This is a genomic window from Pseudomonas sp. R5(2019), from assembly GCF_009905435.1.
In the GTDB taxonomy this organism is placed as follows: Bacteria; Pseudomonadota; Gammaproteobacteria; order Pseudomonadales; family Pseudomonadaceae; genus Aquipseudomonas.
Genome location: NZ_JAAAMT010000040.1, coordinates 1 through 24,026 on the forward strand (window position 1 = coordinate 1; position 24,026 = coordinate 24,026).

General features: G+C 61.5%; 22 protein-coding genes. 13 read left to right on the plus strand and 9 right to left on the minus strand.

Annotation, left to right across the window (positions count from 1 at the left end; all coding sequences use genetic code 11):
* Positions 1-550: 550 nt before the first annotated feature.
* Together hrpB and GUY40_RS21385 are read right to left on the minus strand one after the other, a co-directional pair.
* Positions 551-3,073 (minus strand): ATP-dependent helicase HrpB, encoded by a 2,523-nt coding sequence (gene hrpB / locus GUY40_RS21380; RefSeq protein WP_166570906.1) that lies wholly within the window; start codon positions 3,071-3,073, stop codon positions 551-553.
* 60 nt (positions 3,074-3,133) lie between these two features.
* The gene (locus GUY40_RS21385) at positions 3,134-3,583 is read right to left on the minus strand and encodes a DEAD/DEAH box helicase (protein ID WP_166570907.1); all 450 of its coding nucleotides are present in this window, start codon (positions 3,581-3,583) and stop codon (positions 3,134-3,136) included.
* A gap of 117 nt (positions 3,584-3,700) precedes the next feature.
* Here GUY40_RS21385 and GUY40_RS21390 point away from each other — a divergent pair, with 117 nt between their 5' ends.
* Both GUY40_RS21390 and GUY40_RS21395 read left to right on the plus strand, forming a co-directional pair.
* Positions 3,701-4,126 carry a polyribonucleotide nucleotidyltransferase gene (locus GUY40_RS21390; protein ID WP_166570908.1) on the plus strand — a complete coding sequence of 142 codons (426 nt, stop codon included), beginning with the start codon at positions 3,701-3,703 and terminating at the stop codon, positions 4,124-4,126.
* 18 nt (positions 4,127-4,144) lie between these two features.
* Positions 4,145-5,044: a cation diffusion facilitator family transporter gene (locus tag GUY40_RS21395; RefSeq protein WP_166570909.1), complete on the plus strand. Its 900-nt coding sequence runs from the start codon at positions 4,145-4,147 to the stop codon at positions 5,042-5,044.
* Here the strand turns inward: GUY40_RS21395 and GUY40_RS21400 are convergent.
* Positions 5,037-5,867, minus strand: coding sequence for a DUF6515 family protein (locus GUY40_RS21400; RefSeq protein ID WP_166570910.1), 831 nt, complete (start codon positions 5,865-5,867; stop codon positions 5,037-5,039). The genes GUY40_RS21395 and GUY40_RS21400 overlap by 8 nt on opposite strands.
* 899 nt (positions 5,868-6,766) lie before the next feature.
* On the opposite strand from GUY40_RS21400, the gene GUY40_RS21405 reads away from it, so the two are divergent.
* Positions 6,767-7,246 (plus strand): Lrp/AsnC family transcriptional regulator, encoded by a 480-nt coding sequence (locus tag GUY40_RS21405; protein ID WP_166570911.1) that lies wholly within the window; start codon positions 6,767-6,769, stop codon positions 7,244-7,246.
* A gap of 68 nt (positions 7,247-7,314) precedes the next feature.
* Entirely contained in the window at positions 7,315-7,518 is a 204-nt protein-coding gene (locus GUY40_RS21410; protein WP_166570912.1) for a DUF2788 domain-containing protein, read from the plus strand.
* 7 nt (positions 7,519-7,525) lie between these two features.
* Here GUY40_RS21410 and GUY40_RS21415 read toward each other — a convergent pair whose 3' ends face one another.
* The 4 genes from GUY40_RS21415 to GUY40_RS21430 form a co-directional block, all read right to left on the minus strand.
* Positions 7,526-8,092 (minus strand): pseudouridine synthase, encoded by a 567-nt coding sequence (locus GUY40_RS21415; RefSeq protein ID WP_166570953.1) that lies wholly within the window; start codon positions 8,090-8,092, stop codon positions 7,526-7,528.
* 128 nt (positions 8,093-8,220) lie between these two features.
* Entirely contained in the window at positions 8,221-9,690 is a 1,470-nt protein-coding gene (amn, locus tag GUY40_RS21420) for an AMP nucleosidase (protein ID WP_371924940.1), read from the minus strand.
* A gap of 74 nt (positions 9,691-9,764) precedes the next feature.
* Complete coding sequence (locus GUY40_RS21425) at positions 9,765-11,414, minus strand: acyl-CoA dehydrogenase family protein (RefSeq protein WP_166570914.1); 1,650 nt, start codon at positions 11,412-11,414, stop codon at positions 9,765-9,767.
* A gap of 109 nt (positions 11,415-11,523) precedes the next feature.
* A complete protein-coding gene (locus GUY40_RS21430) occupies positions 11,524-13,518 on the minus strand; it encodes a hybrid sensor histidine kinase/response regulator (RefSeq protein ID WP_166570915.1) in 1,995 nt (664 codons plus the stop codon).
* A gap of 261 nt (positions 13,519-13,779) precedes the next feature.
* On the opposite strand from GUY40_RS21430, the gene GUY40_RS21435 reads away from it, so the two are divergent.
* The 4 genes from GUY40_RS21435 (at position 13,780) to GUY40_RS21450 (ending at position 17,301) form a co-directional block, all read left to right on the plus strand.
* Positions 13,780-14,577, plus strand: coding sequence for a hydroxymethylpyrimidine/phosphomethylpyrimidine kinase (locus GUY40_RS21435; protein ID WP_166570916.1), 798 nt, complete (start codon positions 13,780-13,782; stop codon positions 14,575-14,577).
* A gap of 24 nt (positions 14,578-14,601) precedes the next feature.
* Positions 14,602-15,228, plus strand: a complete 627-nt coding sequence (thiE, locus tag GUY40_RS21440) for a thiamine phosphate synthase (RefSeq protein ID WP_166570917.1) — start codon at positions 14,602-14,604, stop codon at positions 15,226-15,228.
* Positions 15,229-15,245: 17 nt separating this feature from the next.
* Positions 15,246-16,529, plus strand: coding sequence for a glutamate-1-semialdehyde 2,1-aminomutase (hemL, locus tag GUY40_RS21445; protein WP_166570918.1), 1,284 nt, complete (start codon positions 15,246-15,248; stop codon positions 16,527-16,529).
* Positions 16,530-16,752: 223 nt separating this feature from the next.
* A complete protein-coding gene (locus GUY40_RS21450) occupies positions 16,753-17,301 on the plus strand; it encodes a tetratricopeptide repeat protein (protein WP_166570919.1) in 549 nt (182 codons plus the stop codon).
* A gap of 6 nt (positions 17,302-17,307) precedes the next feature.
* Here GUY40_RS21450 and GUY40_RS21455 read toward each other — a convergent pair whose 3' ends face one another.
* Complete coding sequence (locus tag GUY40_RS21455) at positions 17,308-17,634, minus strand: DUF1820 family protein (RefSeq protein ID WP_166570920.1); 327 nt, start codon at positions 17,632-17,634, stop codon at positions 17,308-17,310.
* 131 nt (positions 17,635-17,765) lie between these two features.
* On the opposite strand from GUY40_RS21455, the gene miaB reads away from it, so the two are divergent.
* The 5 genes from miaB to lnt all read left to right on the plus strand — a co-directional run bounded on the left by miaB (position 17,766) and on the right by lnt (position 23,192).
* Positions 17,766-19,094, plus strand: a complete 1,329-nt coding sequence (gene miaB, locus GUY40_RS21460) for a tRNA (N6-isopentenyl adenosine(37)-C2)-methylthiotransferase MiaB (RefSeq protein ID WP_166570921.1) — start codon at positions 17,766-17,768, stop codon at positions 19,092-19,094.
* A gap of 220 nt (positions 19,095-19,314) precedes the next feature.
* Positions 19,315-20,331, plus strand: coding sequence for a PhoH family protein (locus tag GUY40_RS21465; RefSeq protein ID WP_166570922.1), 1,017 nt, complete (start codon positions 19,315-19,317; stop codon positions 20,329-20,331).
* Positions 20,324-20,821 carry an rRNA maturation RNase YbeY gene (gene ybeY / locus GUY40_RS21470; protein WP_166570923.1) on the plus strand — a complete coding sequence of 166 codons (498 nt, stop codon included), beginning with the start codon at positions 20,324-20,326 and terminating at the stop codon, positions 20,819-20,821. Before GUY40_RS21465 ends, ybeY begins: the two co-directional genes overlap by 8 nt.
* Positions 20,822-20,826: 5 nt before the next feature.
* A complete protein-coding gene (locus GUY40_RS21475) occupies positions 20,827-21,666 on the plus strand; it encodes an HlyC/CorC family transporter (RefSeq protein ID WP_166570924.1) in 840 nt (279 codons plus the stop codon).
* An 8-nt stretch (positions 21,667-21,674) separates the two neighbouring features.
* Positions 21,675-23,192, plus strand: a complete 1,518-nt coding sequence (gene lnt, locus GUY40_RS21480; protein ID WP_166570925.1) for an apolipoprotein N-acyltransferase — start codon at positions 21,675-21,677, stop codon at positions 23,190-23,192.
* Here the strand turns inward: lnt and GUY40_RS21485 are convergent.
* Positions 23,142-23,957 (minus strand): YdcF family protein, encoded by an 816-nt coding sequence (locus GUY40_RS21485; RefSeq protein WP_166570926.1) that lies wholly within the window; start codon positions 23,955-23,957, stop codon positions 23,142-23,144. The genes lnt and GUY40_RS21485 overlap by 51 nt on opposite strands.
* Between the last annotated feature and the right edge of the window lie 69 nt (positions 23,958-24,026).

The window sequence follows — 24,026 nt, forward strand, 5'->3', positions numbered from 1 at the left end:
GTAGGTACGGCGCTGTGGCTGCATGGGGAATCCGCTTGTTGGGGCCAGAAATGGTGTCCACTTAAATTAGGTGGACACCATGGCCCTCAGCGGTGGAGGCGGGAAGGTGTGTTCGCCGACCCCTTACGAACTCTGGCCTGCATCCAGAGGCCGTCAAGGCATGCCGGATCGCATTGAAAGAGAGATTCTGCAGCACCTTGAAGACAGAGGGGCACGATCTGATTGGGCCTAAATCGTATGCTCAGTTTATGCTCGGAAAAGGGGCAGATGACGAGGAACTTGTATCCGAGGCGCGTTATGCGTCGGGCCTCATCGAACATTTCCTGAAGTTGCTTGAGCGTGATCTCGGGCCAGTTGAATAACTAGCCTAAAACCGCAGAAAAACAGGCAGCTAGGTCGAAACGGCTAGCGGCCTGGTCTAAGCACCATGCTGAAGAGTAAGCGGAGCGCGCAAGCCAGGATGGCTGAAGGCGTGAGGATGGAAGCCCGCAGGGCCAAGACGCCAAGGCGGCTTGGTTCACGACAGCCGTCCGACAGGCACGCCCAAACCTCAGGGCTTCCTAGGCTTCGCTCTGGCAGTCGCCTCGGCTACCAATGGATCTTCAGGCCAATGGTGCTTTGGGTATCGTCCCTTAAGATCCTTCTTCACTTCCAAGTAGGTGCTACGCCAAAAGTTCGCAAGATCCTGGGTAACCTGCACAGGCCTACGAGCCGGCGACAGGAGATGCAGAATCAGCGGCTGCTTGCCCTGGGCGATGCGAGGAGTTTCTGCTAGACCAAACAGCTCCTGCAGCCGCACAGCAAGGATGGGTGGATACTGCGAGTAGTCGATACGGATATTCGAACCGGAAGGCACCTGGATCGCCTGAGGCGCCTGAGCCTCCAGTTCCTGTGGAAGCGGCCAAGGCAGGAGGTTTCTGACTATCGACGACAGATCAAGCTGGCTGAAGTGGCTGAGCCTCGTGACTCTGCCCAAGTACGGTGTGAGCCACTCTTCGAGAGTATCGAGGAGGTTGGCATCGCTGAGATCAGGCCATTTGCTTTCTACCTGGCCATTCTGGATATCCAGCTGACGCAGCAGATCAACCCGCGATTGCCACTGCCGCAGCTCGGGATTCCAAGGGAGGAGCTCGATGCCCTTGCGCCTCACCAGGTTGACCAAGGCCAGCGAACGGGTTTGCTCATCAAGACTCGGCAGGGCTGTCGTCGACAAGATGAGTTGCCCAACCTTCAACTGCCGCTCAGCCTTGAGCACCCCTTCCCTTTCGTCCCAGTCAACCTCGTCGACAGACCTCACAAGGTCAACCAGCTCATCATCGAACAGGGCCGGATCGAGGTCACTCGCTAGGTAGATCCGCTCCTCACGCTGTCCTTGCCGGCTACCCAGGTCGGCCACCACCAGCCACTCGTGCTTGGTGAGAGCATCGGGCTCTGAGAACACAGCAGCCCGACCGTTGGAGAGACGGTACTCGGATGCACTTGCACGCCTCTGGAGACCGATTCGGTCAGGGTAGGCGAACGCCAGTAGGCACCCTACCCATCTTGGTTGATCGGGCTCGCTGACGGGGCTGGAAGCTCTTCCACGCAGCAGGGAGCGGTACTGCCTAGCAGACTGCTTCACCCGCTGGAGGGAACCGCCACTTCGACGTGAATGTTGCTCGCCTGACAAGGCACTCAGCCTGGTGTGAAGGTCGCCACCTGCACCACGCAGGATATCCTTCTCACCCAACAGCGCCGCGATGTTGCACGCTAGGTCATCCAGGCCCATCGCATTGCCCTTGATGAGCATGTGAGCGATCCGTGGATGCGCTGGAAGCTCGCTCATGGCTGATCCGTGTGGCGTGAGCTGTCCAGCATCGTCGAGTGCGCCCAGACGCTTCAGCAGGTCTCTGGCTTGGCCGAAAGGGGCTGATGGAGGTTGGTCGAGCCAGGTCATCTCTTCCGGCTTCACTCCCCACCGGGCCAACTGGAGTGCCAGAGCCGCAAGATCCGCCTGCAGGATCTCTGGGGTGCTGTAGCCGGCCATTTGCTCGTGCTGCGACTCCGACCACAGGCGATAGCACACACCTGGCTCCAAACGCCCTGCCCGCCCGGCACGCTGGGTAGCGCTAGCCTTCGAGATACGCTGTGTGTCAAGTCGAGTCATCCCGCTGCGAGGATCGAACTTCGGTACTCGTTCAAGACCACTGTCCACCACGACCCTGACGCCTTCGATGGTTAAGCTGGTCTCGGCGATGTTCGTGGCCAGTACGATCTTCCGGGAGCCTTTGGGCGCAGGGTCTATCGCAGCACGCTGTGCGTTCAGGTCGAGGTCACCGTACAGCGGGCATACGATCACCTCTAGACGGCTGCTCAGTTGCTCCTTGAGGTCATCCGCCACCCGCCGAATCTCTGCCTGCCCAGGAAGGAAAACCAGAACGCTTCCAGACTGTTCGTTGATCGCAGCCAAGCAGGTGTTCGTGATTCGCGCATCGATTCGCTCGCCCGGCTGATAGGGGCTACCCCAAACCGCGGAGACCGGATACATCCGCCCTTCACTGGTGACCACAGGCGCATCATTCAGCACCTTTGAAAGGCGAGCACCTTCCAGCGTTGCGGACATCAGGAGCAGCTTCAGCGGGGGCTCATCACGTAGCAGTTCGCGGGCACTCAGGCACAGAGCCAGTGCAAGGTCAGAGTCAAGGTTTCGAAGGTGGTACTCATCGAAGATGACCACGCCCACACCGTCCAGTGCAGGATCATCTTGAAGCCGGCGAGCTAGGATACCTTCGGTGACCACCTCAATTTGGGTTCGCGGGCCTACCTTGCTTTCAAGGCGAATTCGGTAGCCGACAGTCTCACCAACCTTCTCACCCAGCTCACTCGCCAAACGCTCAGCAGCCGCCCGAGCAGCCAGTCGGCGAGGTTCGAGCATGATGATTTTCTGGTCACCAAGCCAAGGTTCGTTCAGCAGCGCCAGGGGCACTCGAGTGGTTTTACCCGCACCAGGTGGCGCTTCAAGGATTACTTCGTGGCGGTTGGACAGGGCCGCTCGTAAGTCTGGCAATACGAGGTCAATAGGTAGAGAAATCATCGAGGCTCCCAAATCAGGGAGGCAGTATACGACGGGGGGTCAAGCGTGGAGATTAAGCGGTCAGACTGAGATGGCGTTGCTTGAGAGTTTTTGACAAGAAAGTGATGGTTTCTGTGCATTCAGCAAAACGTGGAATTCGTCAAAGATCAACAGGCCCACGCCTTCCAGCGCCGGGTCTTCCTGCAGTCGACGGGTGAGGATGCCTTCGGTGACGACCTCGATACGGGTGTTCGGCCCGACCTTGCTGTCCAGTCGGATGCGATAGCCCACCGTTTCACCGACCTTTTCACCCAGTTCGCTGGCCAGCCGCTCGGCGGCGGCACGCGCGGCCAGGCGGCGCGGTTCGAGCATCACGATGCTTTGGCCGGCCAGCCACGGCTCGTTCAGCAGCGCCAGGGGTACACGGGTAGTTTTACCTGCGCCGGGGGGCGCTTCGAGTACGGTTTCATCGCGCTCGGACAGCGCCTGGCGCAGCGCAGGCAAAACGGCATCAATCGGCAAAGAATTCATGGTAGTCCTCAAACAGTGCGCCGAGTATAACGGCGAACCGAGCCCGCCTTATCATGGTCTTAGCTATAGATGCAGGCTGTTTGCCTGTATCGTTGACTCTTCTATCTGGAGATTTCGATGCGTATTCCTTCTCGTGTCATCGGTGGCGTTCTGGTCGCGACCTTGCTGACTCAACTGACAGCCTGCGGCACGCTGTTCTTTCCGGATCGGCGTGGCCAGATCGAAGGTAGAGTGGACCCAGTGGTCGTCGCGCTGGACGCCATCGGCATTCTTTTCTATGTCATCCCGGGCTTGATCGCCTTCGGTGTCGACTTCGCCACCGGGGCGATCTACCTGCCCGGCGGCAGCACTGCGCAAATTGCACCCGAGAAGCTGCAAGAAGCGATTGGCGCCGATGGCCGCGTCGACAACCACAAGCTGCAGGCTATTCTGCAGAGCGAGCAGGGCTTGAACCTGCCGTTGAACGATCCACGCCTGATCCAGCACAAGGGCAGCCATGAACAACTGGCCATGTATGGCATCACCGCTGCCCACGCGCTGTAACCAGGAAGCTGCATCGGCATGAATCAAAGCGCCGAACACGAACGGCTGCTCCGGCTGGCGACCCGCGCCTCGCTCGCGGTCGCCAGCATCCTGATCTTGACCAAGGCCATCGCCTGGTGGATCAGCGGCTCAGTGAGCCTGCTGGCGGGCCTGACCGACTCGGTGCTGGATGGCTTTGCCTCCTTCCTGAACCTGCTGGCCGTGCATTATGCGCTGCGCCCGGCGGATGAAGACCACCGCTACGGCCATGGCAAGGCCGAAGCGTTGGCGGGCATGGCGCAAGCGCTGTTTATCGCGGTCAGTGCCTTGCTGGTGGGCGGCCAGGCGATTGAGAGGCTGTACAACCCGCAACCGCTCGGTGATGCCGAGGTCGGTATTGCCGTGATGCTGCTGTCTCTGGCCTTGACCCTGGTGCTGCTGGCGTTTCAGCGCAAAGTCATCCGCGTTACCGGCTCCACGGCAGTGCGCGCCGACTCCCTTCACTACCGCTCAGACCTTTTGCTCAACGCGAGCATCCTGGTTGCCCTGGTGCTGGCCCGGTTCGGCTGGCCGCAGCTGGATGCGTTCTTTGGGTTGGGGATCGCCGTATATATCCTCTGGAGCGCGGTGCAAATCGCCCGCGAGAGTACGGCGGTGTTGATGGACCAGGAGCTGCCGACCGATGTCAGCGAACACATGCTGACCCTGGCCCGCAGCGTGCCCGGCGTGCTGGGCGCCCATGACCTGCGCACCCGGGTGTCCGGCAGCCACTGGTTTGTGCAATTGCACCTTGAGCTGCCGGGCACCTTGAGCCTGACGCTGGCGCATGGTCTGTGCGAGCAGGTCGAGGCGGTGATCCAGCAGCAATATCCGCGTGCGGAGGTGCTGGTGCATGCGGATCCTGTTGAACAGGCCGCTATGCCCACCCCACCTAATTAACGCTATACCCCCGCCCACTCAAACACGCCGCCATCGCCCGCCGATAGTTCTGCACCACATAGTCCGCGGGTGCATAACTGGCCGACGCGGGGTCGAAGCCGCTCTGTTCCACCGCCCAGCGGTGGCACTCGTAACGATCCTGATCGACCTGCTGCGGGCTCTGCCCATAGGCCGGGTAAGCCACCACGTCATAGCTGTTGCTGAGCGGTTGCGCGCTGACCTGCGGCGGGTTGACCACCACGTATTCGCGCGAATCATCGAGGTACTGGTAATAGGTACCTGCAAGCAGAAAGAACAACGCACTACCGACCCACACTTCCTGGGCATAGGACGGCAGGTAGGTCACCCGAATTCCGTAGGGTGGCCGCACCACCACGTAACTTGGACCTTGTGGCCGGTACCAGTAGCCGCCGGAGTAGAAAAAGTCCCGGCCACGGTATGGCACGCGCCAATGCCGCTCAGGGAAGCTGTTGATGAGGTGGCCCGGCCGGTATTGCGGCCCGCTGCCCCAGCCGTTGCCATGCCCGTCCGGGCGCCCGTCCCAGCGACGATCGTCCGGGCGCGGGCCGGTCTGGTACTGGCGGACTTCTGAAGGCTTGCTCTGGATCGGCAGCGAGTTGTTTGACTGGCTGCCTTGTCCCGAGCTGTCATGGTCGCCACGGTTGGAGTGACCACCGCCATTCCCACGTTGCTCACCACCGTTTCCACCCCCACCGCTGCCACGCAGCTGGTCCTGCGGGCTTGGCCCTTCGGCCAGGGATTGGGCGCTAACGCCCAGACAGAGCAGACCAACACCTGCTACACGCCAGATGCGCGACTTCATGCTTTCCTCACGGAGCTAGAGGGGTACCCATAAGACTGGCAAAACCGGACCCGGTTCTGCGTCGACGCATTAAGTCTGCCTGAAAGCGCCAGCGTCCATAATCGCCGGCCAATAAAAAAGGTTCATCGCGCAATTGCGGGATACTCACACCGAAACCACACAGATATAAAGCCGAACAAACAAAGCTGACAACCCTAAGCTCACAGGCCATGGCACGTTGCAACAAATGTGGGAGCGGATTTATCCGCGATGCGCCGCGCGGGCGGCGCTCGATCTCAAGAACAAAGGAAAAACCAAGGCAGGCACCTCACACGGCTCATGCGATCTGCTGGCAGGCCACCCTCGCCTCCCCATCAGAATGAATAGGGTTGCTTGAGGACCGTATCAAGGCTTCCAGGTGCTTGCCTTGGGTTTTCCGGCGCTGCCAACATCGAGCGCCGCCCGCGCGGCGCTTCGCGGATAAATCCGCTCCCACATTTGTTGCAACGTGCCATGGCCTGTGAAATGGAGTTGCCAGCCTTGTTTGTTCGGCTTTAGATCTGTGTGGTTTCGGTGTGGTTATCCCACAATTGCGCGATGAACCATAAAAAAGGGGGACCAGATGGCCCCCCTTCGAGAATTTCGTCCGTGCGCGACGCTTTTGACGTCGGCTCACCTCACGCCGTCTTCTGGACAGTGTGTAGCCCGGGGGCCAAACACAACCCTGTGGGATTGCTGGCCGCGGTTCTCCTGCTTGGGTGAACCGCACTGGACTCATGTCCGGGCAGTGATTCTGGGTAAAAGAATACGGCGAAGGCGGCGGCAGCGGATTGCGAATATTGCTCAATGAAACACCACTTGCGCAATTTTTCACTTCATATACATAATTTGCAGCAATACAAACGACAAAGGCCTGATCCATGAGCAAGCTGGACCGCTATGACCTGAGTATTCTTGCCGAATTACAGCGCGATGCACGCATCTCCAACCAAGAACTGGCCGAGCGCATCGGCCTGTCGCCCTCCCCGTGCTCGCGCCGGGTCAAGCAGCTTGAAGACGACGGCTACATTTCCCGCCAAGTCGCCCTGCTCGATCGCAAAAAGCTCGGCCTGAGCCTGACGGCCTATGTGCTGATCGGCATGGACCGCCACACGCCCGAACGCTTCGAAACCTTCGAAGCCGCCATCCGCACTCTGCCGCAAGTGCTCGAATGCAGCCTGGTTACGGGTATGGACGCTGACTACCAACTCAAGGTCGTGGTGCCCGACATGGATCACTACCAGAAACTGCTGCTGGGCCACCTGACCCGCATCGAAGGCGTCACCAGCGTGCGCTCGAGTTTCGTGCTCAACCAGGTGTTGGCCAGCACCGAGATGCCACTGACCCATCTGCGCAGTTGACCTCCGGCTGTAGTGAGGTCGGCGCATCGGCGTATAATCGCCCGCCTGCACCGACTGGGAGAGCATCGATGGATCCTGCTGTATTCGAAGAGTGGATGATGACCGGCCTGGTCACCATTCTGATCGGCTTCATGGGCTTTATTGTCTGGGACCTGGCGAAAAAGTCCAAGGCCGGCCGGTTCGGCACCGTCATTCTGTTTGTCGTGCTGGGCCTGGGGATTCTCGCCTTTATCATCAAAAGCGTGGTCATCGCCTACATCGAAGGCGCCTGACGCCTGTTTACAGCCGCGCCGGCACTTCGCGCCACTGCCCCTGATCGAGCCCGTCCAGTGTCCAGTCGCCGATGCGCACCCGCACCAGGCGCAGGGTCGGCAGGCCGACGGCGGCGGTCATGCGCCGAACCTGACGGTTGCGCCCTTCCTTAATCACCAGCTCCAGCCAGTGGGTCGGCACGCTCAGGCGAAAGCGCACCGGCGGATTGCGCGGCCACAATTGCGGCTCTTCGAGCAGCCGAGCCTGGGCCGGCAGGGTCATGCCGTCATTGAGCTCAACGCCTTTGCGCAGACGCTCCAGCTGCTCCTCAGTCGGTACACCTTCAACCTGCACCCAATACGTTTTGGCCAACTTGTGTTTGGGGTCGGCGATGCGCGCTTGCAGCTGACCGTCGTTGGTCAGCAACAGCAGGCCCTCGCTGTCGCGGTCCAGTCGTCCGGCCGGGTAAATGCCGGGCACGTCGATGTAGTCTTTCAAGGTTGCCCGCCCTTCACCATCGCTGAACTGGGTGAGCACATCGAACGGCTTGTTGAACAGAATCAGTCGCGGTTCGGCAGGCGGCGCCTTGGCCACCCGACGCTTCGGCGCAGGTTTGCCTGTGGGTTTGTTGGACGGGCGGCGAGGAGGCAGGGGCATGGCAGAGAAGTTTTCAATCCGGCAGGGCCGCTCATGCTAGAGCGCCCCGCCGGATTGAGCAAACCTCAACGGAACGGCGGCTCGTCAAAGCTGCGCAGTTTGCGCGAGTGCAGCGAGTTCAGTTCGGTACGCAGCAAGTCGAGGGCGGCGATACCGATATTCAAATGTTGGCTGACTGCACGGTTATAGAAGGCGTTGGCCGAACCCGGCAGCTTGATCTCGCTGTGCAGCGGTTTGTCGGACACACACAGCAACGTGCCGTACGGCACCCGCAGGCGATAGCCTTGGGCGGCAACGGTGCCGCTTTCCATGTCAACCGCCACCGCCCGCGACAGGTTGATCAGAGGTCGCTCCTGGGCCCAGCGCAGCTCCCAGTTTCGGTCGTCATAGGTCAGCACGGTGCCGGTGCGAAGACGCTTCTTGAGCTCATCGCCACGCTCTCCGGTGACCTGCGCGGCCGCTTCCTGAAGGGCCATCTGCACTTCGGCCAAGGCCGGGATCGGAATGTTCGGCGGTACCACACGGTCGAGAATCCCGTCGCGTCGCATGTAGGCGTGCGCCAGCACATAGTCACCAATGGTCTGCGACTGACGCAGGCCGCCGCAGTGGCCGATCATCAGCCAGCAGTGGGGGCGCAGCACAGCCAGGTGGTCGGTGATGTTCTTGGCGTTGGACGGGCCGACGCCGATGTTGACCAGGGTCACGCCATCGCCATCGGCGGCGATCAGGTGATAGGCCGGCATCTGGTAGCGGTGCCAGACCACCCCGGCGACCAGCGCCTGGGCTTCGCCATTGTCCATGGATTTTTCGATGATCACGTTGCCGGGCATGACCATGCGCACAAAGCGCGGATCATCACGCAACTGCTCCAGGCCATGCAGGACGAACTGGTCGACATAGCGGTGGTAGTTGGTCAGCAGGATCCAGGGCTGCACATGGCGCCAGTCGCTGCCGGTGTAGTGCACCAGCCGGCGCAGGGAGAAATCCACCCGGGCGGCGTCAAACAGCGCCAGCGGCAGCGGGTCGGCATTGCCCCAGTCGTACAGGCCATCGGCGATGCCGTCGGTGGCGGCAGACAAGTCGGTACTGGGGAATACCCGCGCCAGCGCGGCGGCGGTCACCCCACTGCCGGCCAGCTCGTCGCCCTGCTCGACCACATACGGATAAGGAATGTTTTGTTCACTGACACCGACCTGCACCGTGACGGTGAAGTCGTTCATCAGCGGCCGCAGCTGCTCCAGCAGATAATTGCGGAAGGCGGCCGGGTGGGTCACGGTCACGCTGTAGGTGCCGGGCAGCTGAACCTTGGCGTAGGCCCGCGTGGTGGTGGGGACTTCGCCGTGGCACTCGTAGGTCAGGCGCAATTCGGGGTAGCGGAACAGCGCACGCTGGGCGGCGCTCGGTTCGGTGCGATCCTTGAGGTAGCACTTGAGTGCCTGGCTCAGGGCATCGGTCGCTTCGGCATGCAGGCGGGCGAGTAGATCGACAGCCTGCTCGGGGGTTTCAACGGTCACAAATTCATCAGTTCGGGTCACGATGAAACGTCCTGTCTTTATGGTGCAGAGCTTCATCTTGCCTCTAATGAACGATGCGCCGCAACGCTGGCGCATCAGCTCCACAACGGGGTGCACCGCTGCAACAGCGCCTGCGCCGGGACACCGCGCGGCAAGGTGCCGTAGACACGTCCGGCCGTGCCCAGGCGGCTGGCGATAAAACCGTCACTGACCGCCGAATTGCCGGCCTCCAGCAACAGCTTGGCTTGCAGCCCGAGGGCGATGTCTTCGGTCAATTGGCGCGCGCGATACTGAATGTCAGTGGTATCCAGAAACGCCGCTTTCAGGGCATCGATATGGGCCGCCAGGCGCTTGTCGCCATGACCATCGCCCAGTTCGATAAACAATGAATCCAGCACGCCCGGCTCTTTCGACAACGCCCGCAGCACATCCAGGCACTGCACATTGCCGGAGCCTTCCCAGGTCGAGTTGACCGGCGCTTCACGGTACAGTCGCGGCAGGATGCTGTCTTCGACATAGCCCGCCCCGCCCATGCATTCGGCCGCCTCATTGATCAGCGCCGGCGCCCGCTTGCAGATCCAGTATTTGCCCACCGCCGTGACCAGCCGGGCAAAGTGCGCCTGCTGCGGATCATCCGGGCGATCGAGGGCGTTGCCCATGCGCAGGCTCAGGGCCAGCGCCGCTTCGCTCTCCAGGCCAAGGTCGGCGAGCACGTTCTGCATCAGCGGCTGTTCGCTCAGCAAGCGCCCGCTGACCCGCCGGTGTGCACAGTGATGCGCCGCCTGGGTCAGGGCCTGGCGCATCAAGGCGCTGGAGCCGACCATGCAGTCAAAGCGGGTCATCGCCACCATCTCGATGATGGTTGGCACGCCACGGCCTTCTTCGCCGATCATCCACGCCAGCGCGCCGCGAAACTCCACTTCACTGGAGGCATTGGAACAGTTGCCGAGTTTGTTTTTCAGGCGCTGGATGTAGAACTGGTTGCGGCTGTCGTCGGGCCGATGGCGAGGCAACAGAAAGCAACTCAGGCCTTTGTCGGTTTGCGCCAGGGTCAGGAAGGCATCGCACATCGGTGCCGAACAGAACCACTTGTGCCCCACCAGTTCATAGGCCTGGCCCGGCCCGCCTGCGCCTACCGGATAGGCGCGGGTGGTGTTGGCGCGTACATCGGTGCCGCCCTGTTTCTCGGTCATGGCCATGCCGATGGTGGCGCCGGCCTTGTGCGCGATGCCGACGTTGCGCGGGTCGTACTCGCGCGCCAGCACTTTGGGCAGCCATTGCTCGGCCAGGTCCGGCTGCAATTTCAGCGCCGGTACACAGGCAAAGGTCATGGTCAGCGGGCAACCGCTGCCGGCCTCGGCCTGGGTGTGCATATAAGTCATCGCGGCCCGGGCCACATGGGCACCGGCGCGTGGGTCGGTCCAGGGCAAGGACGGCAAGCCGTGCTCGACCGCGGCGCGCATCAGCTCGTGATAGGCCGGGTGAAAGGCCACCAGATCGATCCGATGGCCATAGCGATCATGGCTGTGGAATACCGGCTTGTTCTCGTTGGCGAGAAAGCCTGCCGACATCAGCGGCCCGCCGGCCAGTGCACCATAGGCATCGATCTGCTGTTCAGCCCAACCAGCGCCGTAACGCTGCGCCCATTGCTGTAACGGCAGGTCGATGCGGTAGAGGTTGGCACCCTCCAGCGGAGGTGGCTGGTTGGTGACTTCATGGGTTTCGGCGAACGCATGCAGGTCCATTGAAAGCTCCTTCGAACAAGGTCGACTCGCTTCAGTGAATCATGCTCTGGCGGGCACTCAAAGTGACATAAGCGCCGAACTGGCGGCGCATCTGCCCTGCGAATCAGCCTCAGGAACGGCGTATGGCGCTGGGGACCTGGCCCAAGGCCGGGCTCGTGGCTTTCGAGACGACCAGCGGCAAGGTGATTTCGAAGGTACTGCCCTGCCCCGGCGTCGAGTGATGCTTGAGGCTACCGCCCATCAGCTCGGTCAATTGCCGGCAGATTGCCAGGCCAATGCCGAGGCCGCCATACTGGCGGCTCATTGAGCCGTCGAGCTGATAGAAGCGCTGGTACAAGGTGGCATCGTCCAGGTGGCTGAAGCCGATGCCGCTGTCACTGACCTTGAACGACAACTCCAACACGTCCGGCGCCACGTCTCGGCTGCGCACGCGCAAGTTGACAGAGCCATGACGGGTGAACTTGATGGCGTTGTCGAACAGGCAGGCCAGGCACAGGCTGAGCTTTTTCGCGTCCCCGTGCAGCTGGTCGGGAATCTGCGCCGCCACCTCGACCGTGAAGTCCAGTTTCTTGGCCCGAGCCGGGCCACTGAACTGCAACTGCAGGCTGTCGAGCAACAGCCGCAGGCTGAAGTCTTCATGCAGCGGGTAGAGCCTGCCGGCCTGCAATTCGGTGAGGATCAGAATATCGTCGACCATGCGCATCATGTCCCGCGCGGAACCGGCGGCCGTGCGCCGGTAGTGGCCAAGCTCGGGTGTCAGCGGCTGGGTTTCCATCAACTCGAGCGAGCCGATTACCCCGTTCATGGGCGTGCGCAACTCGTGAGTGACCGTGGCCAGGAATTCGTCTTTCAAGCGGTTGCTGTTGGCCAGTTGCTGGTTGAGCACTTCCAGCTTTTGCCCCGCTTCCAGCAAGGTAGTGGCCTGGCATTCGCGCAGGCTGTTGAAGCGGTCCGCCAGCGCCAGCGACAACAGCCCGACCTCCAGTGCCGAACCGATCTGGCTGGCGTACATGGTCAGGAACACGTTGGGCAGGTAACCCAGCACCATCATCGTATTGACCAGCCCACCGAGCAACAGCGCCGACCAGGCGATGATGAAGTATCGCGCCACCCGCAGGCCGCGCCACCAGGCCACCAGCCCGGCGCTGAAAATAATCACGGTAAAGAGCAGCGCCAGCGTGGTCGCCATTCGCAGGGCCAACCCGTAGCTGCTGCTCAGCGACAGCACCATGACCAGCAGGCCGCCCGCCATCAGCACCTGCAAGACGCGGTCGAGGAATTTTCCGTAGCTGGCCATTTGCAGAAAACTGCGGGTGAACTGGCAACCGAATAACCCCGCCGCACCGATGAAAAACGGCGTCGCGGCATTTGCCCACCAGGGGTTGTCCGGCCACAGGTACTGCACGCCCGCGCCGTTGACCGAGATCTGATAAAGGCCGAACGCGGCGATATAGAGGATGTAGAACAGATAGCTGGTGTCGCGCACGCTCAGGTAGATGAACAGGTTGTACACCAGCATCCCGGCCAGCACGCCGTAGATCAGCCCGAAGACATAAATGCGGATCGGCTGGGCTTCGATATAAGCCGCGCTGGACCACAGCGTAATCGGCGCCTGCACCGAGCCCTCGCTCTGCAGGCGCAGGTACAGCGTGCGGGCCTGCCCCGGGTTGAAGGGGAGCTGGAACAGGTAGTTGTTCTGCCGCACCTGCCGACTGGCAAATGGCAGGTTATCGCCGGTGCGTTGCGCCAGGCGAAAGGTGCCGCTGTCGTCGGCCAGGTAGAGGTCCAGATGATCCAGGGGTGGGTATGCCAGTTCAAGCAGCCAGTTGCGCGGTGTCGGCGTTTGACCGGGCACGTAGTGCAGGTCGATGCGCAGCCAGAACACCGAGGTGGAGTAACCGGCATTGAGGACATCGGCATGATGACGATGAAACTGTGCAGCTATCTCGGGTGAACTCACCTGATCGATGGTCGCGGTGCCGTCGCGGTCCTCGAAAACCTGCATCACTCGCCCAAGGGGGAGACTGCGAGTGGAGTCGTTGAACTCGACCGCACTGGCCAACAACGGTAGCCAGCCCAGCAGGAAAATCAGCAAATAACGCATACGGCCCCAGCAGTGCCCGCCTGTTCACGTCGAGAAACTCCCCAGCTCCCTTGAGACGACGGTCCGGCAGTGCCTGATATCAATATCGAAGCACTCTAGCATAGCTGTCCGTCGCCGGTGCTCGCCATGTAAAAAATGATTTAAAAGGCTCTAGATCAATATTTTCAGAAATATTTCAGGTTTTTCACTGACCTATTGATCAAAATTAATGTGACAGCCAGCCAGTCCCGCAAAAAGGGTTTGGTGGTAAGCTCGCGCACCATGAATACCTATAGCTCCCGCCCCGTTGTCCTCTGTCTCTCCGGCCACGACCCTAGTGGCGGCGCCGGCTTGCAGGCAGATATCGAAGCCCTGATCGCACAAGGTTGCCACGCCGCTCCCGCCGTGACCGCCTTGACCGTCCAGGATACCGTCAATGTCAGCGACTTCCGCGTACTCGATCGCGAGTGGGTAATGGCCCAGGCCAATGCCGTACTCAACGACTCGACCGTGGCCGCCGTGAAGCTGGGGATGCTCGGCTCACTGGAAATGGTCGACACCGTGGTCGAGCTGCTCTCGGCCCACCCGCACCTGCCGGTGGTCTGCGACCCGGTTTTGCGTGCTGGCGGCGGTGGCCGGCTGGGCAAGGATGAAGTCGGTTACGCCATGCGCGAGCGACTGCTGCCCCTGGCGACCATTGCCACCCCCAACCTTCCTGAAGCGCGCATCCTGGCCGAATTGCCCGAAGGCACGGCAGACGAATGCGCAGAAAAACTGCTGCCCTACGTCAAATATTTGCTGATCACCGGTGGTCACGGCGACGAGCACGAGGTGCACAATCGCCTCTACAGCCGCACTGGCGAGCGCCACACCTTCACCTGCCAGCGCTTGCCGGGCAGCTATCACGGTTCCGGCTGCACCCTGGCCAGCACCCTGGCCGGTCGCCTGGCACTGGGTGAGCAACTGGACAGCGCCGTGCGCTCGGCACTCGACTACACCTGGCGCACCCTTCGCGACGCCGAACAACTGGGCAAGGGCCAGTTCGTGCCCCGTCGTCTGCCACTGGATTTCTGCTCCTGACAACTGAGCCTTGAGGCTTGATCAATGAAGTTACGCGGTTTGTATGCCATCACCGACAGCCAATTGCTGACCGGCAAGTTCCTCTCCTACGTCGAAGCCGCGCTCGATGGCGGCGTGACGCTGCTGCAGTACCGCGACAAAAGCACTGACGACGCCCGCCGCCTGCGCGAGGCCCAGGCGCTGCTTAAGTTGTGCGAACGCTACAAGACCCGCCTGATCATCAACGACGATGCTGAACTGGCCGCGCGCCTGAACGTGGGTGTGCACCTGGGCCAGACCGACGGCCCGCTGACACCTGCGCGCTCGCTACTGGGCCGCAAGGCCATTATCGGCGCCACCTGCCATGGCCAGCTGCCGCTGGCTGAGCAGGCCGCGCGTGAAGGTGCCGATTACGTGGCCTTCGGTCGCTTCTTCAACTCCAACACCAAGCCCGGCGCACCGACAGCCAGCCTTGACCTGCTCGACCAGGCTCGCACTACGCTGAAGCTGCCGATCGCCGTCATCGGCGGCATCACCCTGGAAAACGCTGCACCGTTGGTAGCCCACGGGGCCGACCTGCTGGCCGTGATCCACGGCCTGTTCGGTGCCGACAGCGCCCAGGAAGTCACTCGCCGCGCCCGCGCGTTCAACGCCTTGTTCGAATCCGCCTGATTTAGAGAGAACTGCCCATGTCCCGCTCCGAAACCCTCTTCGCCAACGCCCAGAAGCACATCCCCGGTGGCGTTAACTCACCGGTCCGCGCCTTCAAGAGCGTGGGTGGCACGCCACTGTTCTTCAAGCATGCCGAAGGCGCTTACGTCACCGACGAAGATGACAAGCGCTATGTCGATTACGTGGGTTCCTGGGGGCCAATGATTCTCGGCCACAGCCATCCGGACGTGCTTGACGCAGTCCGCAAGCAGCTGGAGCATGGCCTGTCTTACGGTGCGCCGACCGCGATGGAAACCGAGATGGCCGACCTGGTCTGCTCGCTGGTGCCATCGATGGAAATGGTGCGCATGGTCAGTTCCGGTACCGAAGCGACCATGAGTGCCATTCGCCTGGCCCGTGGCTTCACCGGCCGCGACGCCATCATCAAGTTTGAAGGTTGCTACCACGGCCACTCCGACAGCCTGCTGGTCAAGGCCGGCTCCGGCTTGCTGACCCAGGGCGTGCCAAGCTCGGCCGGCGTGCCTGCCGACTTCGCCAAACACACCCTGACCCTGCCCTTCAACGACATCGATGCCGTTGAAGAGCTGCTGAGCAAAGTGGGCCAGGACGTCGCTTGCATCATTGTCGAGCCGGTGGCTGGCAACATGAACTGCGTGCCTCCAGCTCCAGGCTTCCTGGAAGGGCTGCGCAGCCTCTGCGACAAACATGGCGTGGTGCTGATTTTCGACGAAGTGATGACTGGTTTCCGTGTCGCACTGGGCGGCGCCCAGGCTCACTACGGGGTCAGCCCGGACCTGAGCACCTTCGGCAAGATCGTCGGCGGCGGCATGCCGGTCGGCTGCTTCGGCGGCAAGCGCGAGATCATGGGCTGTATCGCCCCGCTGGGCCCGGTGTACCAGGCCGGCACCCTGTCGGGCAATCCACTGGCCATGGCTGCGGGCCTGACCACCCTGAAGCTGATTAGCCGCCCGGGCTTTCACGACGAGTTGAGCGAGTACACCAGTCGCCTGCTCGATGGCCTGCAACAGCGCGCCGATGCCGCCAGCATACCGTTCGTCACCACACAGGCCGGTGGCATGTTCGGCCTGTACTTCAGCGGCGCTGACGACATCGTCACCTTCGATGATGTGATGGCCAGCGATGCCGAGCGCTTCAAGCGCTTCTTCCACCTGATGCTCGAGGGCGGCGTGTACCTGGCGCCGAGCGCCTTCGAAGCAGGCTTCACCTCGATCGCCCATGGCGAAGCCGAGCTCAAGCTCACGCTCGATGCCGCCGAAAAAGCCTTCGCCGCCCTGAAATAACCACCCTCTCCCTGTGGGAGCGGATTTATCCGCGAATAGAGGCAACACGGTCTACCTGATAACCGTATCGTCTTTATTCGCGGATAAATCAGCTCCCACAGTAGTCGGATGGAGCAGGTCGAGAGAAAATCTGGTAAAGACTTTGTAAGGTGAGCCCTGCTTATTTCATAATGTGCCACCCGCACCTTCACTGGCCGTACCCTGCAGAGGTAAGTCGATCCCCATGAACCGCACCGGCCGCGCCCTGACCCTGGGCTGCCTGTTGCTCCTTCAGCCCCTGCTGGCCTCGGCAGGCGGCAACTCGTTGTTGATCCCAGCGATGGGTCGCTGCACCCTCAACACTCAGCCTGAAGACCTGCCCCAGGCCTTGGCGGCGTGCCAGCAAGCGGCAAAATCAGGCGATTCCCAGGCGCAATACGAGCTCGGCGAGTTCTACTACGACGGCAAAAATGCGCCGCGTGACCTCAATCAAGCCCTCATTTTTTTCGAGCAGGCCTCGCTGCAAGGCCATGCGCAGGCGCAGTTTCGTCTGGGCACCATGTTTTTTCGTGGCGAAGGCGTACCGGCCAATAACATCCAGGCCTACATCGTGCTGAAGATGGCGGCCGTCAACGGTGCCGAAGAGGCGCTGGACACCGCTGACGAAGTGTCGGAACAGATGAGGCGCGACGAGCTGGAAACCGCGACCCAGGTGCTGGGGCAAATTTTCCGCAAATACTTGCTCGAGCTTCAGACCGCCGACGGTCGCACCCCCTTCGCGCCACTGCCTTGAGCGCCCTTATTTGTCGGGCATCGGCATCGGAAACGGCATCACGTTACTGACCCCGCGAGCCTCGCTGATCTTCGGCGTGCCCAGGCGCTCGACCTCGTCGATGCGAATGATCGAGTGCATCGGCACAAAGCTGCGGACCACGCCTTCGAATTGCGCCTTGAGCTTTTCTTCGCTCGGGTCGACGACCACTTGCGTGCGTTCACCGAACACGAACTCCTCGACTTCCAGAAAGCCCCACAGATCGCTTTGATAGATCTGCTTGGCGTACATCTCGAACACCTGGCCCTGGTTCAGGAAAATGACTTTGTAGATCGGAGCTTCGCGTTTGGTCATCGTTGGACGTAGATAATCGGGGATGTGGGAGAGGGCGAAAACTATAACATAGCCGCCAGACAGACAACGCTAGGAACGTCCCGCCCCGGCCACTATAATGCGCGGTTCTGCGAACCACCTGATGATCTCCCATGGCCAAGAAGCTTTATATCGAAACCCACGGTTGCCAAATGAACGAGTACGACAGCTCGCGCATGGTCGACCTGCTGGGCGAACATCAAGCCCTGGAGGTCACCGCCCGGGCGGAAGACGCCGACGTCATTCTGCTCAACACCTGCTCGATTCGTGAACGCGCCCAGGACCGGGTGTATTCGCAGCTCGGCCGCTGGCGTGAACTGAAACTGGCCAAGCCCGACATGGTCATCGCCGTGGGTGGTTGCGTGGCCAGCCAGGAAGGCGAAGCCATCCGCAAGCGCGCCCCTTATGTCGACGTGGTCTTCGGCCCGCAGACCCTGCACCGCCTGCCGGAAATGATCGACGCGGCGCGCACCACCCAACTGCCCCAGGTGGACATCTCCTTCCCCGAGATCGAGAAGTTCGATCACCTGCCCGAACCACGCATCGACGGCCCTACCGCCTACGTCTCGGTCATGGAAGGCTGCAGCAAGTACTGCACCTTCTGCGTGGTGCCCTATACCCGCGGCGAAGAAGTCAGCCGCCCGTTCGATGACGTCATTGCCGAGGTCATTCACCTGGCCGAAAACGGCGTGCGTGAAGTCACCCTGCTGGGCCAGAACGTCAACGGCTATCGCGGCCTGACCCACGACGGCCGCCTGGCCGATCTCGCCGAGCTGATCCGGGTGGTGGCTGCCGTCGACGGTATCGAGCGCATTCGCTACACCACCTCGCACCCGCTGGAATTTTCCGACAGCCTGATTCAGGCCCACGCCGAAGTGCCGGAGCTGGTCAAACACCTGCACCTGCCGGTGCAATCGGGTTCAGACCGGATACTGGCGGCAATGAAGCGTGGCCACACGGTGCTGGAATACAAGTCCAAGCTGCGCAAGCTCAAGGCTGCCGTGCCGGGCATCTGCATCAGCTCGGACTTTATCGTCGGCTTCCCGGGCGAGACCGAGAAAGACTTCGAGCAGACCATGAAGCTGGTCGCCGATGTCGGCATGGACTTCTCCTATTCGTTCGTCTATAGCCAGCGCCCCGGCACTCCGGCTGCGGACCTTAAAGACGAAACCCCAGAGTCTCTGAAAAAGGAACGCCTGGACGCTCTGCAGCATCGTTTGAACCAGCAGGGCTTCGAGATCAGCCGACAAATGGTCGGCAGTGTCCAGCGCATCCTGGTCACCGATTATTCGCGTAAAGACCCGGGCCAATTGCAGGGGCGCACCGAGAACAATCGCATCGTCAACTTCAGCTGCAGCGATCCGACCGTGATCGGCCAGTTCGTCGATGTGCACATCGATGAAGCGCGGCCGCACTCACTGCGTGGCTCGCTGGTGCAGTGAGCTGTCGCAATCAACGGCAGGAGCAGGCTTTAGCCGCGATGGCCTGCGCAGCAGGCCCACCGATTGGGGCCGCTACGCGCCCCTTCACGGCTAAAGCCTGCTCCTGTCAGACCGTGCCAGTAGGCAAATCGCCCTTGATCGTTTAAGCGCTTTCGCACTCAGGCGGCTGGGGTTATCCTTGAGTTCATCCTAATTGCCGTTGGGCGGCTAAAAAACGACCTTGAACGCACCCATAGAACCCCATCGTTTCATTCTCGAGCCCTTCGAGGCTCGCCGCTTCGCCAATCTGTGCGGGCAGTTCGACGAGCATTTGCGCCTGATCGAACAACGCCTGGCCATCGAAATCCGCAATCGCGGCAATCAATTCGAACTGATCGGCGAACCCGGGCACACCAACTCCGCAGAACACCTGCTGCGCCGTCTCTACCGCGAGACCAAGGCCACAGAACTGTCGCCTGACGTGGTCCATCTGTTCCTGCAGGAATCCTCCGTTGAAGAGCTGGACAACCCGGCCATCAACGAAGTCAGCGTATCGCTGCGAACGCGCAAGGGCACCATCCGCCCGCGCGGCGTCAATCAGCAGCGCTACGTCAAGGAGATCCTCGGCAACGATATCAACTTCGGCATTGGCCCGGCCGGTACCGGCAAGACCTACCTGGCCGTGGCCTGTGCTGTCGATGCCCTGGAGCGCGAACAGGTTCGCCGCATCCTGCTGGTGCGCCCGGCGGTCGAGGCAGGCGAAAAGCTCGGCTTCCTGCCAGGCGACCTGGCCCAGAAGATCGACCCATACCTGCGCCCGCTCTACGACGCACTCTACGAGATGCTCGGCTTCGAACACGTGGCCAAGCTGATCGAGCGCCAGGTGATCGAAATTGCCCCGCTGGCCTATATGCGCGGCCGCACGCTGAACAACAGCTTCATCATTCTCGACGAAAGCCAGAACACCACCGTCGAGCAGATGAAGATGTTCCTGACCCGGATCGGTTTCGGCTCTACCGCCGTCATCACCGGTGACATCACCCAGGTCGACCTGCCGCGCGGCACGCGTTCGGGCCTGGCGCATGTCATCGACGTGCTGGGCGATGTGCCAGGCATCAGCTTCACCCACTTCCAGCCCAAGGATGTGGTGCGTCATCCACTGGTGCAGCGCATCGTCGAAGCCTATGAACGCTATGAAAGCCACAGCGGCAACAAGGCCATCGACGCGGCCCCGCGGAGCACTGGCCACGATGGTTGAGCTTGACCTGCAACTGGCCAGTGATGCGCCCAACCCACCTGATGAAGCCCGCTTTCGCCAATGGTGCGAGCTGGCCTTGCGTCAGCGCAAGGGCGACTCGGAGTTGACCATCCGTCTGGTCGACGAAGCCGAAGGCCGCGAGTTGAATCACACCTACCGGCACAAGGACTACGCGACCAACGTGTTGTCCTTCCCCGCCGACGTCCCCGACGACATGCTGGATATCCCCTTGCTGGGTGACCTGGTGATTTGCGTCGGGGTCGTTGCGCGTGAAGCTGCCGAGCAAGGCAAGGCACTCGACGCCCACTGGGCGCACATGGTGATCCACGGCTGCTTGCATTTGCTGGGGTATGACCATATTGACGACGACGAGGCTGAAGAAATGGAAGCCCTGGAACGGACGTTGCTTGCCGAACTGGGCTACCCGGACCCGTATGCCGATGATGAATCCGATCAACCCACCACCGAAACACAAAAGGATCACGAGTAAACGCCATGAGCGAAGACCGATCGAGCAACGGGCAAAAGTCCTGGCTGGGTAAACTGACCCAGGCTTTTGCCCACGAGCCGAAAAACCGCCAGGAGCTGCTTGAGCTGCTGCGCGAAGCCCACCAGAACAAACTGCTCGACAGCGAAGCGCTGACCATCGTCGAAGGCGCGATCCAGGTCGCCGACCTGCAAGTACGCGACATCATGGTCCCGCGTTCGCAGATGATCAGCATCAAGTCGACCCAGACCCCGCGCGAGTTTTTGCCGTCGGTGATCGACGCGGCGCACTCGCGCTATCCGGTGGTTGGTGAAAGCCATGATGACGTGCTCGGCGTGCTGCTGGCCAAAGACCTGCTGCCGCTGATCCTCAAAGAGAACGGCGAAAGCTTCAACATCAAGGACTTGCTGCGTCCGGCCACCTTCGTGCCCGAGTCCAAGCGCTTGAACGTGTTGCTGCGTGAATTCCGCGCCAACCACAACCACATGGCCATCGTCATCGACGAGTACGGCGGCGTGGCGGGCCTTGTGACGATTGAAGACGTGCTGGAACAGATCGTCGGCGACATCGAAGACGAGCACGATGTCGAAGAAGACAGCTACATCAAGCCGCTGCCCAGCGGCGACTTCCTGATCAAGGCCCTGACGCCGATCGAAAACTTCAACGAGTTTTTCGACAGCGAGTTTTCCGACGATGAGTTCGACACCGTCGGCGGCCTGGTCATGAGTGCTTTCGGGCACCTGCCCAAACGCAACGAAACCACCGAGATCGGCACCTACCGGTTCCGCATTCTCAACGCCGACAGCCGGCGAATTCACTTGCTGCGCCTGACCCCCATCACCCGTTAAGGATAACCATGCGCTGGATCACCCGCCCCGGCTGGCCCGGTAACCTGCTGGCCGTGGCGGCCGGCGCCATCACCACCCTGGCGCTAGCGCCGTTCGACATCTGGCCCCTGGCCTTGCTGTCATTGGGTCTGTTCTATCTGGGCCTGCGCGAGCTCACGTCCCGTCAGGCGCTTGTCCGGGGCTGGTGTTACGGGTTCGGCGTGTTCAGCGCTGGGACCAGCTGGATCTACGTCAGTATTCACACCTATGGTGGCGCCTCGGCGCTGCTGGCAGGCCTGTTGATGGTGGCGTTCATCGCCGCCATTTCGCTGTTTTTCGCCTTTCCTGCCTGGCTCTGGGCGCGCTGGATTCGCCGCAATGAAGCACCGCTGGCCGATGCGCTGGCCTTTGCCGCGATCTGGCTGGCTCAGGAAGCGTTTCGTGGCTGGTTCCTGACCGGCTTCCCTTGGCTCTATTCCGGCTACAGCCAGCTCGACGGCCCCTTGGCCGGGCTCGCGCCACTGGGTGGCGTCTGGCTGATTTCCTTCAGCCTGGCAGTGACGGCCGCACTGCTCTGCAACCTCGCTCACCTCAAGGACCGCAAGGCCTTTCTGGTCGCGGGCATCGTGGTAATGGCAGCACCCTGGGTTGTCGGCCTGAGCCTGAAGGGCCACGCCTGGACCAGCCCGTCCGGAGAACCGCTGCGGGTTGCCGCGATTCAAGGCAATATCGAGCAAAGCCTGAAATGGGACCCCGCGCAGCTGAACGCGCAATTGGCCCTGTACCGCGACATGACGTTCACCTCCAAACCGGTCGACCTGATTATCTGGCCAGAAACCGCCGTACCGGTGCTCAAGGAGTCGGCCCAGGGTTACCTGGACATGATGGGCAGCTTCGCCAGCGACCGTCAGGCCGCCTTGATCACCGGTGTACCGATCCGCCAGCTGGTGCATGGCCATAAGCGTTACTTCAACGGCATCACCGTGGTCGGCCAGGGCGACGGCGAATACCTGAAGCAGAAGCTGGTACCGTTTGGCGAGTATGTGCCGCTGCAAGACCTGCTGCGGGGCCTGATCGCCTTCTTCGACCTGCCGATGTCCGACTTTGCCCGCGGGCCTGCAGACCAGGCCTTGTTGCAGGCCAAGGGCTATCAGATAGCCCCGTTTATCTGCTACGAAGTGGTGTATCCGGAGTTCGCCGCCAACCTGGCCGCCCGCAGCGACCTGCTGCTGACCGTCAGCAACGACACCTGGTTCGGTACCTCGATTGGTCCATTGCAACACCTGCAGATGGCCCAGATGCGCGCACTGGAGGCCGGTCGCTGGATGATCCGCGCGACCAACAACGGCGTCACCGGCTTGATTGACCCGTTCGGCAAGATCACTGTGCAGATTCCGCAGTTCGAACGCGCCATCCTGTACGGTGAAGTGGTGCCCATGCACAACTTGACGCCTTACCTGCAATGGCGCTCCTGGCCACTGGTTATCTTGTGCGGGTTAATTCTGGGCTGGGCGCTGCTGGCCAGCCGGATCGCCAAGACGGTCTGACGCGCTCCGATAGAACAGGCGGTAGCCGATCAAGCCTACCGCCTCGTTCAGCAACATCCCGCTCTGCCACATCGCCTTGCTTTCCGGCAGCCAACCACCAAACGGGCGGGCGTTATCCACACCCCAAAATCCCATCGGCGCCGTAATTACGCCGAACCCCGCTTGCTCGAAGCTCCAGCGCGAGCGCTGCATATGCCAGGCCTGGGTGACCAACACAACGCGCCGAAACTCTGGCCCCAAGAGCGCTGCACTGAATTGCGCGTTCTCCCAGGTGGTTCGGCTTCGTCCTTCTTTCCAGCGCACGCTCACACCGAAATCGCGCTCCAGCGATTGCGCCATGATGTCGGCTTCACTGGGCGGCGATCCGTAGTGCAAGCCACCGGTAATCAACAACGGCAAGCCGGTCGCCTTGGCCAGCCGCGCGGCGTAGCGCAGCCGTTCTGTGGCGATTGCCGTGGGCTGGTCTTCCCCGCCCCAGCCCGGATCGCCACGCTCGCGGCCGGCGCCCAGTACCACAATCGCATCGGCCTGAAGGGCCAGATCCGCCCAGCGCTGCTCAACCAGTGGCGGTTCGGTTTCCAGGCCTCGCGCTGCCCATTCGACCACAATGGGCAGGCTCATCAGCCATAGACCACCCGCACTGACCACGAACGAAATCGCCGCCAGGCGTGGGCGCGAGCGGCGCAACCACCATGCGAGCAGCAAAAGAAGGAAAAAAAAGCCGGGGGGTAGAATCAGTTGTTTGAGCAGGTATCGAAAAGGCATCGGGCATCTCCATGGATGCCCGAAGCCTAAGAGGATTGGCGACCAACAACAATGTCAGCACGCCAGTCA